The 13,674-nt window shown below is 60.8% G+C and carries 14 protein-coding genes; 11 read left to right on the top strand and 3 right to left on the bottom strand.

Annotation, left to right across the window (positions count from 1 at the left end; all coding sequences use genetic code 11):
• Window positions 1–55: 55 nt before the first annotated feature.
• The 6 genes from bioA to ACSQ36_RS00720 all read left to right on the top strand — a co-directional run bounded on the left by bioA (window position 56) and on the right by ACSQ36_RS00720 (window position 6,420).
• The gene (gene bioA / locus ACSQ36_RS00745) at window positions 56–1,417 is read left to right on the top strand and encodes an adenosylmethionine--8-amino-7-oxononanoate transaminase (RefSeq protein ID WP_436180592.1); all 1,362 of its coding nucleotides are present in this window, start codon (window positions 56–58) and stop codon (window positions 1,415–1,417) included.
• Complete coding sequence (bioF, locus tag ACSQ36_RS00740; protein ID WP_436180591.1) at window positions 1,414–2,634, top strand: 8-amino-7-oxononanoate synthase; 1,221 nt, start codon at window positions 1,414–1,416, stop codon at window positions 2,632–2,634. The genes bioA and bioF overlap by 4 nt, the downstream gene beginning before the upstream one ends.
• Window positions 2,631–3,356, top strand: a complete 726-nt coding sequence (gene bioD / locus ACSQ36_RS00735; RefSeq protein WP_436180590.1) for a dethiobiotin synthase — start codon at window positions 2,631–2,633, stop codon at window positions 3,354–3,356. The genes bioF and bioD overlap by 4 nt, the downstream gene beginning before the upstream one ends.
• Window positions 3,357–3,391: 35 nt before the next feature.
• A complete protein-coding gene (bioB, locus tag ACSQ36_RS00730) occupies window positions 3,392–4,453 on the top strand; it encodes a biotin synthase BioB (RefSeq protein ID WP_436180589.1) in 1,062 nt (353 codons plus the stop codon).
• Between the two features lie 278 nt (window positions 4,454–4,731).
• A complete protein-coding gene (locus tag ACSQ36_RS00725) occupies window positions 4,732–5,067 on the top strand; it encodes a helix-turn-helix domain-containing protein (protein WP_436180588.1) in 336 nt (111 codons plus the stop codon).
• A 27-nt stretch (window positions 5,068–5,094) separates the two neighbouring features.
• Window positions 5,095–6,420: a type II toxin-antitoxin system HipA family toxin gene (locus ACSQ36_RS00720; RefSeq protein WP_436180587.1), complete on the top strand. Its 1,326-nt coding sequence runs from the start codon at window positions 5,095–5,097 to the stop codon at window positions 6,418–6,420.
• Between the two features lie 66 nt (window positions 6,421–6,486).
• Here ACSQ36_RS00720 and ACSQ36_RS00715 read toward each other — a convergent pair whose 3' ends face one another.
• Both ACSQ36_RS00715 and ACSQ36_RS00710 read right to left on the bottom strand, forming a co-directional pair.
• On the bottom strand, window positions 6,487–7,485 hold the full coding sequence (locus tag ACSQ36_RS00715) for a sulfate ABC transporter substrate-binding protein (protein WP_213764651.1): 999 nt from the start codon (window positions 7,483–7,485) through the stop codon (window positions 6,487–6,489).
• A gap of 84 nt (window positions 7,486–7,569) precedes the next feature.
• Window positions 7,570–8,199: an RBBP9/YdeN family alpha/beta hydrolase gene (locus ACSQ36_RS00710; RefSeq protein WP_436180586.1), complete on the bottom strand. Its 630-nt coding sequence runs from the start codon at window positions 8,197–8,199 to the stop codon at window positions 7,570–7,572.
• A 261-nt stretch (window positions 8,200–8,460) separates the two neighbouring features.
• Between ACSQ36_RS00710 and ACSQ36_RS00705 the strand changes: the two genes are divergently transcribed.
• From ACSQ36_RS00705 to ACSQ36_RS00685, 5 genes are read left to right on the top strand one after another with little or no spacing between them, the layout of a single operon-like run.
• The gene (locus ACSQ36_RS00705; RefSeq protein ID WP_436180585.1) at window positions 8,461–9,402 is read left to right on the top strand and encodes a 2-hydroxyacid dehydrogenase; all 942 of its coding nucleotides are present in this window, start codon (window positions 8,461–8,463) and stop codon (window positions 9,400–9,402) included.
• A gap of 36 nt (window positions 9,403–9,438) precedes the next feature.
• Complete coding sequence (locus ACSQ36_RS00700; protein WP_436180584.1) at window positions 9,439–10,362, top strand: hydroxymethylglutaryl-CoA lyase; 924 nt, start codon at window positions 9,439–9,441, stop codon at window positions 10,360–10,362.
• Between the two features lie 37 nt (window positions 10,363–10,399).
• Window positions 10,400–10,900, top strand: a complete 501-nt coding sequence (locus ACSQ36_RS00695; protein WP_436180583.1) for a YbaK/EbsC family protein — start codon at window positions 10,400–10,402, stop codon at window positions 10,898–10,900.
• 41 nt (window positions 10,901–10,941) lie between these two features.
• Complete coding sequence (locus ACSQ36_RS00690; RefSeq protein ID WP_436183056.1) at window positions 10,942–11,499, top strand: DUF1289 domain-containing protein; 558 nt, start codon at window positions 10,942–10,944, stop codon at window positions 11,497–11,499.
• Window positions 11,496–12,404 (top strand): MBL fold metallo-hydrolase, encoded by a 909-nt coding sequence (locus ACSQ36_RS00685; RefSeq protein WP_436180582.1) that lies wholly within the window; start codon window positions 11,496–11,498, stop codon window positions 12,402–12,404. Before ACSQ36_RS00690 ends, ACSQ36_RS00685 begins: the two co-directional genes overlap by 4 nt.
• A gap of 211 nt (window positions 12,405–12,615) precedes the next feature.
• Here ACSQ36_RS00685 and ACSQ36_RS00680 read toward each other — a convergent pair whose 3' ends face one another.
• Window positions 12,616–13,509, bottom strand: a complete 894-nt coding sequence (locus ACSQ36_RS00680; RefSeq protein ID WP_436180581.1) for an alpha/beta fold hydrolase — start codon at window positions 13,507–13,509, stop codon at window positions 12,616–12,618.
• Between the last annotated feature and the right edge of the window lie 165 nt (window positions 13,510–13,674).

Raw genomic sequence — 13,674 nt, 5'->3', positions numbered from 1 at the left:
GGAGCGTTGCCAGAGTTCGCCCACGCGCATGATTGGCCGCTCCCCTGGAGTCGTTTTGAACCTGAATAACCAGCCAAAGCCTGCACCCGATGACTGGGTTGCACGCTCGCTACGCGCCGTATGGCATCCGTGTACGCAAATGAAACATCACGAGCGCACGCCGCTCGTGCCCATCGCTCGCGGCAAGGGCGCGTGGCTCTACGACCACGACGGCCATCGCTATCTCGATGCCATCAGCTCGTGGTGGGTCAACATCTTCGGCCACGCGAATCCTCACATCAATGCCGCGCTGAAGGACCAGCTCGACACGCTCGAACACGCGATGCTCGCCGGTTGCACGCACGAACCCGCCGTCCTGCTCGCCGAGCGTCTGCACACGCTGACGCAGCGCACGCTGGGCCATGCGTTCTTCGCGTCTGACGGCGCGTCGGCAGTCGAAATCGCGTTGAAGATGAGCTTCCACTTCTGGCGCAACAGCGGCCGCACGGAGAAGCGCGAATTCGTGTGCCTCGCGAACAGCTATCACGGCGAGACCATCGGCGCGCTCGGCGTAACCGACGTCGCGTTGTTCAAGGACGCCTACGATCCGCTGATTCGCCACGCGCACGTGGTGACATCGCCGGATGCTCGCCAGGCACGCGAAGGCGAGACGGCGCGCGATGTCGCCCAACGCGCGCTCGCCGATATGAAAACCCTGTTCGACGCCAAAGCCTCGCAGCTTGCGGCCGTGATCGTAGAGCCGCTCGTTCAATGCGCGGCCGGCATGGCGATGCACGATCCTTCGTATTTGAAGGGCTTGCGTGCATTGTGCGACGACTACGGCGTGCATCTCATCGCCGATGAAATTGCTGTCGGCTGTGGTCGCAGCGGCACGTTCTTCGCGTGCGAACAGGCTGCGATCTGGCCGGATTTCTTGTGTTTATCGAAGGGAATCAGCGGCGGGTATTTGCCGTTGTCCATCGTGCTGACACGCGATGAGATCTACGCCGCGTTCTACGATGACGACATGACACGCGGTTTCCTGCACTCGCATTCGTATACGGGCAACCCGCTCGCCTGTCGCGCCGCTTTGGCGACGCTCGACCTGTTCGACAGCGCAAACGTGCTTGAAGAGAACCACCGCAAATCGTCCGTGTTGCGCGCTGCGTTGGGGCCGCTTCAAGATCATCCGCACGTCAGGAATCTGCGGGAACGCGGCACGATCTTCGCGTTCGACGCCATCGTTGAAGACCCCACTCAAGCACGCTCATTCTCGCGGCGTTTCTTCGAGAATGCCTTGAAACACGAGCTATTGTTGCGACCGATAGGCAAGACCGTCTATCTGATGCCGCCGTACATCCTCAGCGATGACGAACTCGCGCTGCTCGCCGAACGCACGCGCACTGTCTTCGACGCCACGTTATCGGAGGCTGCATGAGCACTACATCGCCCGCTCTTTTCGAGACCCTGAAACAAGGCCTCGCCGATATCGAGCGCAACGGCTTGCGTCGTCGCCGACGCATCGCCGACAGCGCCTGCGCCGCTCACATGACGGTGGACGGACGCGAGATCATCGGCTTTGCGAGTAACGATTATCTCGGCCTCGCGGCTCATGGAACCTTGCGCGAAGCACTTGCCGAAGGCGCGCAAAAATATGGCGCGGGCAGCGGCGGATCGCATTTGCTCGGCGGCCATTCGCGCGCGCATGCGCAGCTTGAAGATGACCTCGCGGCGTTCTCCGGTGGTTTCGTCGACCAGGCGCGCTCGCTGTATTTCAGCACAGGCTACATGGCGAATCTCGCGACACTGACTACGCTCGGCGCTGTGAGTAAGTCAGGCGGTCGCGACACGCTGATGTTCTGCGATGCGTTGAACCATGCATCACTGATCGATGGCGCGCGTTTGTCCCGTGCGCAAATTCGCATCTATCCTCATGCCGACGCAGAAGCGCTCGGCGCCCTGCTGGAGGCATCGGCGAATGAGGGCGGCACGAAGATCATCGTGACGGATTCGGTATTCAGCATGGACGGCGATATCGCCCCGCTTGGCTCGCTGCTCGAGCTGGCGGAGCGTCACGGCGCGTGGCTGGTTGTCGACGACGCGCACGGCTTCGGCGTGCTCGGTCCGCAAGGTCGCGGTGCGCTGGCTGAGGCCGCGTTGCGCTCGCCGCATCTCGTGTACGTCGGCACGTTGGGCAAGGCAGCGGGCGTGTCCGGCGCATTCGTGATCGCGCATGAGACGGTGATCGAATGGTTCGTGCAGCGCGCGCGGCCGTACATCTTTACGACGGCATCGGCGCCGGCCGTGGCGCATGCGGTGTCTGCCAGTTTGAAGATTATCGAAGGACATGAAGGCGACGCAAGACGTGCCCGTCTCGCTACCCTGATTGACAGTACGCGTGCCATGCTAAAGCGCACGCGATGGTCGCCCGTAGATTCGCATACGGCAGTTCAGCCGTTGATTATTGGCGGCAATGAAGAGACGCTGAAGCTCGCCGCCGCCCTCGATGAATACCGCATGTGGGTGCCCGCAATCCGGCCGCCGACCGTGCCCGTTGGCACATCGCGTCTGCGCATTTCGCTCTCGGCCGCGCATAGCCACGACGACCTCGCGAAGCTCGACGACGCATTGCAAACCCTGAGCAATCGATCATGACCGCGCCACTCTCGCTCTTCGTCACCGGCACCGATACCGAGATCGGCAAGACGCTCGTTTCCGCCGCTTTGCTGCATGGTTTTGCCAAGCTCGGCCTGCGCGCCGCTGCGATGAAACCCATCGCGGCGGGCGCGTTCGAACGTGATGGCGAATGGCACAACGAAGACGCCGATCAACTCGATGCCGCCGCGAACGTTGCGCTGCCGCCATCGATACGTACGCCATTCCTGCTGAAGGAAGCCGCCGCGCCGCATATCGCGGCGGCGCGCGAGAACGTGTCGCTGGATATTGCGCGCATCGTGGAGGCGCACCAGTTCGCCGTTCAGCAAGCAGACGTGGTCGTGGTGGAAGGCGTGGGCGGATTCCGCGTACCGCTCACCGATGTCCATGACACCGCCGACCTCGCGTTCGCATTAAACCTGCCGATTGTGCTGGTGGTCGGCATGCGGCTCGGCTGCATCAGCCACGCGTTGCTGAGCGCTGAGGCTATAGCAGCGCGTGGGCTGCGTCTGGTGGGCTGGGTGGCTAACCAGATCGATCCCGCCATGCTGTTTCCCGCTGAAAACATCGAGGCAATCCGGCTGCGGCTGGACAGTCAATACAATGCGCCATTGCTCGGCACGATTCCCCGCCTCACGCCGCCGGATGCGCGCGCGGCTACGCCTTATCTAGATACCTCCCTGCTGCTGGACACACTTCGTTCAGCCGGCGCGGACCAGTAATTCATCGTTATCTGCACAATGAAAAGGATCCTCACATGACGCAAGTGCAATCCACCGAAAAGACAACGCAGTCCTCCGCTCAACCCGCCGCACCGCAAACGCTGGCGCGCTGGCGCGTGGCGGATATCGTCGCGCTCTACGACCTGCCGTTCAACGACTTGATGTTTCGCGCGCAGGCTGTGCATCGCGAACATTTCGATGCCAACACAGTTCAGCTCTCCACGCTGCTGTCGATCAAGACCGGCGGTTGCCCGGAAGATTGCGCGTATTGCCCGCAGTCATCGCATCACGACACGGGGTTGAAGGCCGAAAAACTGATGGCCGTCGATGAAGTCCTGAAGGCCGCCGAAATCGCCAAGGCGAACGGCGCGACGCGGTTTTGTATGGGCGCGGCATGGCGCAATCCGAAGGACCAGCATCTGGAACCTATCGCCGACATGATTCGCGGCGTGAAGGCGATGGGCCTGGAAACCTGCGTGACGCTCGGCATGCTGGAAGCGCATCAGGCGGAACGTCTGCGCGACGCGGGGCTGGATTACTACAACCATAACCTCGATACATCGCCGGAGTTCTACGGCCAGATCATCTCGACGCGCACGTATCAGGACCGACTGGATACGCTTGAACATGTCCGCGATGCCGGTATCAACGTATGTTGCGGCGGGATTGTCGGCATGGGCGAAACGCGGCGTGAACGGGCCGGACTGATCACGCAACTGGCGAACATGGAGCCGTATCCGGAATCAGTGCCTATCAATAATCTGGTGCAGGTGGAAGGCACGCCGCTGACGGGTACCGCGCCACTGGACCCGTTTGAATTCGTGCGCACGATCGCGGTTGCGCGCATCACGATGCCCAAGGCAATGGTGCGGTTATCGGCGGGACGCGAGCAGATGGATGAAGCGCTGCAGGCGCTATGTTTCCTGGCCGGCGCGAACTCGATTTTCTACGGCGACCAGTTGCTGACGACGAGCAACCCGCAGGCTGAAGCCGACCGGAAATTGCTGGAGCGTTTGGGGATGCGCGCGGAAGCGTCGCAGCAGATGCAAGCGGCCGAGACTTGCGATGTGAAGTGCGGGCACGCGCAGGTGCAGTGATCGACAAGCGGCTTGATTCACTGATCCAAGCCGTGAAGGGTCAGGCAACATCCGGTTGATGTCCAGAATCCCCTGCGATCGTCAGATCCCGGGGGATTTTCATTTGCTCGCACGTTATCTACTCGCCATAAGAGGTAGAAAGATGCCCACTAAGCAGCTAAAACAAGCTTAAAAGGCAATAAACTACCTCTTAAAGTTAACAATACTTTAAAAGATATCTACTATAATCAGTAATAAATTGCCTCTTAACCTCGTATTTCGATTTAAGAGGCGTAATCTTGCCTACAAATGCAAACGTCGTTGTGAAGACAAGCCATACACCATCGGAACTCGAAGTCCAGGTCGGTGAAAGCCTGAAAAAACTCAGGCTGAGCCGAAACATCGACCAACAGACTTTGGCCGAGCGAGCGGGCATCAGCGCGCGTTCCCTCAGAAGTCTCGAGAACGGTGGCGGCTCCTCGCTTAAATCGCTGGTATCTGTACTCAGGGCGCTCGACCGGGACGATTGGCTCACGACCATCGCGCCAATTGCGACAGTCAATCCCATGACCATGGTGCGCAACGCTGCTCCACGCCAACGCGCACGCAAGCGCGCCGCCAAACCCCCGAAGTAATTTGAATTCGACCAGCAGGAGCCCGCCGTGAGTACGGAAAAGAATCAACCAGCGAAAAAGAAGGCGGCTCCGTACAAGCACGTTGACCGCGTCGAAGTGTTCTTGTGGGACCAGTTGATGGGCGCCGTCGCCCTCGATCCCGCGTACGGCTACTACGTGTTTGCCTACGCACCGGAGTTTGTAGACCGGGGCGTCGAGCCATCCCCGCTGCACATGCCGCTGAGCCTTGAACCATACCTTTTCGCCGACCTTCCAGACGCAACCTATAAGCGACTTCCCGCCCTCCTGAGCGACGCCTTGCCTGACGACTTCGGTAATGCGTTGATCAACCGCTACATGGCAGATCACGGTATTCCCGCGTCAGGCGTGACATCGATTGACCGCCTGGCGTACATGAGCAACCGCGCAATGGGCGCACTCACCTTTAGACCGGCACGCGGCCCGGCTCGGCACAAGCCGACGTCCATCCAGCTCAGTCACCTCGTCAATGAGGCCCGCAAAGCCGTCGCCGGAACAATCGACGACAATGACCACACGAGTGCCGCGCTTCGAAGCATTATCGACGTCGGTACCTCTGCTGGTGGCGCACGCGCAAAAGCCGTAATTGCCTGGAACCCGCTTACCAACGAGATTCGCTCGGGGCAGCTAGAGGCACCGGAAGGTTTTCAGCACTGGCTCCTCAAGTTCGACGGCATGGGCGAGGACAGTGAACTAGGTACACCGCAGGGATATGGGCGCATTGAGTACGCCTATCATCTGATGGCGCGTGCAGCGAACATGACCATGTCCGAGTGCCGGCTGCTTGAAGAAAGCGGCCGGGCGCATTTCATGACACGGCGCTTTGACCGGGAAGGAACCAACATCCGGCACCACATGCAGACGTTGTGCGCGCTCGATCACGTCGACTATAAGAAGAAGGGCACCAACGCGTACTCGCAGCTCTTCACTACCATGCGTCAATTGGATTTGCCCTATGCCGAGATGGAGGAAGCATTCCGTCGCATGGTGTTCAACGTGATGGGCCGCAACTGCGATGACCATACGAAAAACTTCTCGTTCCGGCTGCGACAAGGCGCACCGTGGGAACTGACTCCTGCCTACGACGTGACCTTCGCGCATAACCCGAACGGCGAATGGACAAACCAGCACCTCATGTCGGTGAACGGCAAGTTCAAGGGCTTTACTGAAGATGACCTGCTTGCCGAGGCGGAGCGTTTCGGGGTCGGCACTGCGCGAAACGTCATCAAGGAGGTGCGCCTGGCTATTACTTCCTGGCCGACTTTCGCAGAGCGAGCCGGCATAGCGGATAAACAAATGAAGGACATTGGGCGCCAACATTTGCTACTGCTGTAGCGGCGTCGCGAAATCTTTCGCGAGCGCTCGCGTCAAGCGGGCAGTACCTCGTTGGTATCGCCCCCCTCAATTCTTATCGACAATCACCTGATCGAACGTGCCGCCATCGGAGAAATGGGTTTGCTGCGCTTTCTGCCAGTTGCCGAAAACCTGCTCCACCGTGAACGTCTTGATCGGTTTGAATTCGCTTGCGTGCCTCGCCAGCACCTCGGCGTTACGCGGCCGCAGATGATGCTGCGCGATGATTTCCTGCGCCGCCGGGGTCCACAAATAGTCCAGGTACGCCTGCGCTTCCTTGCGCGTCCCACGCTTGTCGACGACCTTCGCAACCACCGCGACCGGCGGCTCGGCTAACAAACTCACCGACGGATACACAGCGTCGAAATCCTTTCCGCCCGCCCCCGTATCCATCAACGCGACTTCGTTTTCAAACGTCACCAGCACGTCGCCAATACCGCGTTGCGTGAATGTTGTCGTAGCACCTCGACCGCCCGTGTCCAGCACCGGCACGTTCTTGAAAATGGCTTTCTCGAACGCTTGAGCCTGTTCATCGGTTGCGCCCTGCTGCTTCTTGTAGCCCCATGCCGCCAGATACGCATAACGCCCGTTGCCCGACGTCTTCGGATTCGCGATCACGACCTGCACGCCGGGACGCGCGAGATCGCTCCAGTCCTTGATGTTCTTCGGATTGCCATGGCGCACGAGAAATACCATGGTGGTGGTGTACGGCACCGCGTTATTCGGCAGAAGCGTGCGCCAGTTAGCCGGCACAAGACCGCCGCGCTCGACCAGCAAATCGATGTCGTTCGGCTGGTTCATTGTGACAACGTCGGCCTGCAGACCCTGCATCACCGACAAAGCCTGCGCACTCGACGCCCCATGCGACTGGCGCACGGAAAGCGTCTCGCCGGTCTTCTGTTTATAGTCGGCAATAAACGCGGTATCGATGTCCTTGTACAACTCACGCGTGACGTCGTAAGAGACGTTGAGCAACGCCGTATCCGCGTGTGCCAACGTAGTAAGACCCAACGCCGCGATTGCTGCCCAGTGCTTCAAACCCGCCATACATCCCCCGATTGTTCGAATAGTGAAAACCGCTGCAAAGCGGCGATTCTATCGAAAAGCCGGGGCTTTAATGCATCGGACACCTCATCCATAAGCCGCCTGTTCGATGTGCTCGAAGTCGTCGAAGTGGTCCGACACATCGGGTTGCGCCGCGAAATGCGCCGGGGCCGCGCAATGAATCAAGGTATCGACGAAATATTTCGCGCGCGGCCACGGGCCGAACCCCGCTGCAGTGTTGATGTGCCCGGAATCGCCGAGATTCACGAACGCGCTGCCAAACTGGCTCGCGAGACGCATCGCCTGGTCGAAGGGCATCCACGGATCAGTCATGCTCGCAATCAGCACCGATGGCACCCCAAGGCGGCGCGGCTCGAGTGCCCCGGCGAACCGGAACTTGTCCGGACTGGCAGGCGCGACAAACAGCACGCCGGCCACGGCGTCGCCGGTCAGCCCTTGTGCGATCGCGTGCGCGGCCGCGAGACAACCGAAACTATGCGCGGCAAGAATCACCGGACCGCGGACGCTCGTCACCGTATCCGCGACGGATTGCGCCCACGCCTCGAGTTGAGGCGCGTCCCAGTCGGCTTGCTCGACGCGTCGTGACTTCGGTAATTGCCGTTCCAGCCAGGTTTGCCAGTGCGCGCCCTCGCTGCCGTGCAGACCGGGCACGGTCACGAGCCGCGGCGGCCAGGGGGATGTGCTGCATGAACTCATGTGAACCTCGCTGCTGGCTCGTAGCCAGCATGGTGAGGAACAATTCTGCTGCGTGAGCGCGTCCGCGCGAACCAAGTTTTCGTCATTTGGTTATCGGCGGCAATCGGACCATGCGGCGGCGTGGTTTCTCGCGCCGCGCGTGTTAATCGGCAAAACCGCGGCAAAACCCTGCGAAACCACGGCGAAACCGTAAAATAGGCTTAATTTCGGACACAATTCAACGATCAATCCGCGCCCTTACCCCGTGAATACGACCCTTCGATGAAGATCATTCTCTACGAACACCACGCCGAGGCCCCTCTCTGGCTCGACGATCTCTCCCGCGCGCTTCCCAGCGCCGATGTCCGCCTGTGGCAACCCGGCGACAACGCCCCCGCTGATTACGCGGTCGTCTGGCGTGCACCGCCCGAGTTGTTCGCGAACCGGCCGGATCTGAAGGCGGTGTTCAATCTGGGCGCGGGTGTCGATGCGATCCTTGAGGTCGAACGCAAGCAACCGGGCACCCTGCCGCCCAACGCGCTGCTCGTGCGCCTGGAAGACAGCGGCATGGGCCACCAGATGGTCGAATACGCGGCCCACACGGTGCTGCGTTACCTGCGCCGCCTGGACGAATACGATGCGCTCCAGCGCGAGCATCGCTGGCAAAAACTGCCGCCCTATGCGTTGAAGGATTTCACCGTCGGCGTGCTGGGCATGGGCGTTCTCGGCGCGCGGGTCGCGCGGGCGCTGACGGCGTTCGGCATGCCGGTGCGCGGTTTCAGCCGTACCAAGCGGGATATCGAAGGCGTCAAGACTTTCGCCGGCGACGAACAGTTCGAGAGCTTCCTCGACGGCACGAGAGTGCTCATCAACCTGCTGCCGCATACGCCGGATACCGAAGGCATCCTGAACAGGCACACGTTCGAACGGCTTGCACCCGGCGCGTATCTCGTCAACCTGGCGCGCGGCGGGCATCTTGTAGACGACGACCTGCTGCACGCCATGCAGACCGGCCAGATCGCCGCCGCGACACTCGATGTATTCCACACCGAACCGTTGCCGGACAATCATCCGTTCTGGCGCACGCCACGCCTCACGATCACGCCGCACATCTCCGCCGAAACGCTGCGCGAAGAAAGCATCGAGCAGATCGCGAACAAGATCATGGCGCTCACGCGCGGCGAGCCGATATCCGGCATAGTCGATGTGAAACGCGGTTATTGAGCTACAAGGATTTATAGGTATTCAAAGGAGACAGGCATGCTACCCGCCAAAGTGAAAATCGTCGAAGTGGGACCGCGTGACGGCCTGCAGAACGAGAAGGAATTCGTCGCGACCGACATCAAGATCGAACTGGTGAATCGGCTGGCAAACGCGGGTTTCCAGAACGTCGAATCGGTGTCCTTCGTCTCCCCGAAATGGGTGCCGCAAATGGCGGACGCCGCGGCTGTGATGGCCGGCATCGAGCGGCGTCCGGGCACGATTTACTCGGCGCTCACGCCGAACCTGCGTGGCTTCGAAGCGGCGCTGGAAGCGAAAGCCGATGAAATCGTCATCTTCGGCGCGGCCAGCGAAGCGTTCTCGCAGAAGAACATCAACTGCAGCATTGCGGAAAGCATCGCGCGCTTCGAACCCGTCGCGAAGGCGGCGAAAGAAGCGGGCCTGCGTTTGCGCGCCAGTATTTCGTGCGCGCTGGGTTGCCCGTATCAGGGCGACGTGCCAATTGATGCTGTCGTCGATGTCGTGCAACGCATGAAGGCGCTCGGCTGCGATGAAATCGACATTGCCGATACCATCGGCGTGGGCACCGCGGGCCGCACGCGCGAGGTGATGGCTGCGGTATCGAAGGTATTTCCACGCGAACGGCTCTCCGGCCATTTCCACGATACCTACGGTCAGGCGGTCGCGAATATCTATGCGTCGCTGCAGGAAGGCATCGAGATTTTCCACGCGTCCGTGGCAGGACTTGGCGGTTGTCCGTATGCGAAAGGCGCGACCGGCAACGTCGCGACCGAGGACGTGATCTTCATGCTCAACGGACTGGGTATTGAAACCGGCGTCGATCTCGACCAGCTCGTGGAGATCGGTGATTTCATTTCGCGGGCGATCGGCAAGCCGAGCGCGTCGCGAGTGGGACGCGCGTTGCTCGCGAAAAAACGCGATGGTCTGGCTGCCTGCGTTTGACGGCCGGCTCATTACTTTGGACCTTGGATAAAACACGATGAACGAAACACTCGACGCCCTGCCCGAATCCGCTCGCCGCGTGGCGCTCCTGCTGCAGGAACGCGGACACGCCAGTCCCGTCGTGATGCTCGCCGAGACCGGCAAGACATCGGCTGAAGCGGCGGCAGGCCTTGGCTGCTCCGTCGCGCAAATCGCCAAATCGATTCTGTTTCGCCGCAAGAAAGACGACGCGCCGGTACTCGTGATCGCCAGCGGTGTGAATCGTGTGGACGAGAAGAAAGTGGCCGAACGCGTAGGTGAACTCGCCCGCGCCGACGCCAGGTTCGTCCGCGAGAAAACCGGCTACGCAATTGGCGGCGTGTGCCCGATAGGCCATGCCACGCCGCCGCTGACGCTGATCGATGAAGACCTGCTCGCGCTTGACAGCCTCTGGGCCGCCGCCGGTCATCCGCACGCGGTGTTCAACCTGACGCCGCAGGAACTGGTCGCGCTGACGGGCGCGCCGGTCGCCGATGTCGCATTGCGCGAGACGGCGTGATGACTGAGGCCGTTGCATCGCCGTGTATCGATGTATGCAGGATGAATCCATCAACAGGACTCTGCGACGGCTGTTTTCGCACGATCGATGAAATTGCGGGCTGGTCTTCCTTCGATGACACGCAAAAGGCGGCGGTCCTGAAGCTAGCGGAAGTGCGGAAAAAAGGACCGCGTGTGGTGCGCATCGGCGAGCAATTCACGGCCACGCTGGCGTTGCCGCCCGATTCCATCAAGTCATTCGCCACGCTGGTCAACGATCACAACCCGCTGCATCACGACGATGCCTACGCCGAAGCCAGCCGCTTCGGTTCGCTGATCGCGTCGGGCACGCAACCCACGGCGCATTTGATGGCGATGATCGCGACGCATTTTTCCGTCTACGCCCAGCCGCTCGGCCTTGAATTCGGCATCAAGCTCGTGCGGGCGGTCAAGGCGAACGACGTGCTCGCGATGAGCTGGCACGTTACCGAAGCGCACTGGAAGCCGAGCTTGAACGGCGATCTCGTGAAGCTGGAAGGCCAGGCGCTGAATCAGCACGGCGAGATCATGGTCAAGGCAAGCGCGACCATCGTGGTGATGCCGAAAGGGCCAGACACATGATCACATTACCTGCGTCCATGCGGGTGTTTGAGCGCGGCTGGCTGTCGTCGAATAACGTGCTTTTCATCGATAGCACACGCACCGCGCTGGTCGATACCGGCTACGCCACTCACGCGCCGCAGACGCTGGCACTCGTGCGGCAAGCGCTTGGCGATGGGCGCACGCTCGACCTGATTGTGAACACGCATCTGCATTCGGACCATTGCGGCGGCAATGCGCTGCTGCAATCCAACTTCGTCTGTGAGACGCTCATTCCACAAACAGAGGCCGACGCCGTGCGTGAATGGGATGAAGACAGGCTCACGTTCCGCGCGACCGGGCAGACCTGCGAGCGTTTCGGTTTCACCGGCACGATTGCGCCGGGCGCGACGCTCCGGCTTGGCGGCCTCGACTGGTCGGTGCTCGGCGCGCCCGGTCACGATCCCCATTCGCTGATGTTGTATTGCGCTGAAGAACGACTGCTGATCAGCGCCGACGCGCTGTGGGAAAACGGCTTCGGCGTGATCTTTCCTGAACTGGAAGGCGAAAGCGGTTTCGCGGAACAACGCGCGGTGCTCGACCTGATCGCCACACTGGACGTGAGGGCGGTGATTCCTGGCCACGGCGCGCCGTTCACGGATGTATCGAAGGCGTTGGATATCGCTTTCTCGCGAATCGATTATCTGCGCGCGGATCCCGTGCGCAATGCGAAGAATGCGCTGAAGGTGTTGATCGTGTTCAAGCTGATGGAGTTGCGCTCGATGCCCGTCAGCGAGTTGTTGCTGCTCGTAGATCAAGCCGGGGCCATGCGCGCCGCCGCTAACCTGCTCTCCGATGATCGTCCGGGATTGGTGCGCAAGTATCTCGCCGAATTGGCAACGAGCGGCGTGCTGAAGGTGGATGGCGAAACAGTGAAGATCGGCTGAACGCGAAAGCATGACACCAGACAGCCCAAAAGAAAGCCGCTTGTCAGCTATCGATTTGTCGTCGAACGGCCAGGCCCAAGCGGCGGAATTTTGTTGACGTGATCAGCGCCGAATGCATCGTAGCGCGCCTGTTTTTGAGACGCATCGGTGCTTTCCCTACAGACTTATAACAGCCGGCTAAACGTGCCATGACGCGCACACGCCGCGCCCTTTATGCAGCCTCGGTCGCCTCGAAAAACGCGAGCATTTCCGCAAGCAGTTCATCGGGTACTTCTTCCGGAATATAGTGGCCGGAAGGCAACGCCCGGCCGCTGACATCGCGCGCGACACGACGCCATTCGGTCAACGGCTCAAAGCATTGTTCGATCACGCCCTCCTGCCCCCACAACACCCGCAGCGGACACGCGAGTTTGTTGCCGCATTCAATATCCGCGCGATCATGCTCAAGATCGATCGACGCCGACGCCCGGTAGTCCTCGCACATTGCATGCACCGCGCCCGGCTGACGCAACGCGTCGCGGTATGCCTGCAAAGCGTGCGGCGCGAAGGGTGCAAGACCCGCATGGCGGCTGCCCATCACACGCTCGACATACACGTCCGGATTCGCGCCGATCAGCAATTCCGGCAACGGCTCGGGCTGGATCAGGAAGAACCAGTGAAAATAGGCAGTGGCGAAGGCGCGATTCGTGGCGTCGTACATGGCAAGCGTTGGCGCTATGTCGAGCAGCATCAGGCGGTCGACAGCCTGCGGAAAATCCAGCGCCATCCTGTGCGCCACCCGCGCGCCACGATCATGCGCGCAGACCATGAAGCGCTCGAAGCCAAAGTGCCGCATGACCGCGACCTGATCGGCGGCCATTGCGCGTTTCGAATAGGGTGTGTGCTGCGCATCGCTGGGCGGTTTCGCCGATGCGCCGTAACCGCGCAGATCGGTCGCGATCACGGTGAAATGCTGCGCGAGAACGCCAGCCAGCCGATGCCAGATCTCATGGGTCTGCGGGTGGCCGTGAAGCAGGAGAAGCGGCGGCCCGTTACCGCCCTTCATGCCGAAGATGTCGACGCCCGCGGCATCGAAGGTGAACGGCTCGTAGTCTTCGAACGGCATGGCGTGAATATTCGCGTGACGGGAAAAGCATTGTAGGCGTCCTCGGCAATACTAAACTGCTTGCTGGCGGGCGCTTTCGTAGAAGCTGAAGACTTCTTCCAATCTCCCCGGTGATCGCGCATCAACGGATTCGCCTATAATCGAACGGTCGTTCGCATGCTTTTC

The sequence above is a fragment of the Caballeronia sp. LjRoot34 genome, assembly GCF_964253815.1.
GTDB lineage: Bacteria > Pseudomonadota > Gammaproteobacteria > Burkholderiales > Burkholderiaceae > Caballeronia.
The sequence above is the reverse complement of the archived record's forward strand: the minus strand, read 5'-3'. Positions and strand labels throughout refer to the sequence as shown.

Bases quoted from the DNA above. Each gene is read 5' to 3' on its own strand.
- bioF (WP_436180591.1), top strand. From the start codon at position 1,414: ATGAGCACTACATCGCCCGCTCTTTTCGAGACCCTGAAACAAGGCCTC.
- bioD (WP_436180590.1), top strand. From the start codon at position 2,631: ATGACCGCGCCACTCTCGCTCTTCGTCACCGGCACCGATACCGAGATC.
- bioB (WP_436180589.1), top strand. From the start codon at position 3,392: ATGACGCAAGTGCAATCCACCGAAAAGACAACGCAGTCCTCCGCTCAA.
- ACSQ36_RS00715 (WP_213764651.1), bottom strand. From the start codon at position 7,485: ATGGCGGGTTTGAAGCACTGGGCAGCAATCGCGGCGTTGGGTCTTACT.
- ACSQ36_RS00710 (WP_436180586.1), bottom strand. From the start codon at position 8,199: ATGAGTTCATGCAGCACATCCCCCTGGCCGCCGCGGCTCGTGACCGTG.
- ACSQ36_RS00705 (WP_436180585.1), top strand. From the start codon at position 8,461: ATGAAGATCATTCTCTACGAACACCACGCCGAGGCCCCTCTCTGGCTC.
- ACSQ36_RS00700 (WP_436180584.1), top strand. From the start codon at position 9,439: ATGCTACCCGCCAAAGTGAAAATCGTCGAAGTGGGACCGCGTGACGGC.
- ACSQ36_RS00695 (WP_436180583.1), top strand. From the start codon at position 10,400: ATGAACGAAACACTCGACGCCCTGCCCGAATCCGCTCGCCGCGTGGCG.
- ACSQ36_RS00690 (WP_436183056.1), top strand. From the start codon at position 10,942: ATGAATCCATCAACAGGACTCTGCGACGGCTGTTTTCGCACGATCGAT.
- ACSQ36_RS00685 (WP_436180582.1), top strand. From the start codon at position 11,496: ATGATCACATTACCTGCGTCCATGCGGGTGTTTGAGCGCGGCTGGCTG.
- ACSQ36_RS00680 (WP_436180581.1), bottom strand. From the start codon at position 13,509: ATGCCGTTCGAAGACTACGAGCCGTTCACCTTCGATGCCGCGGGCGTC.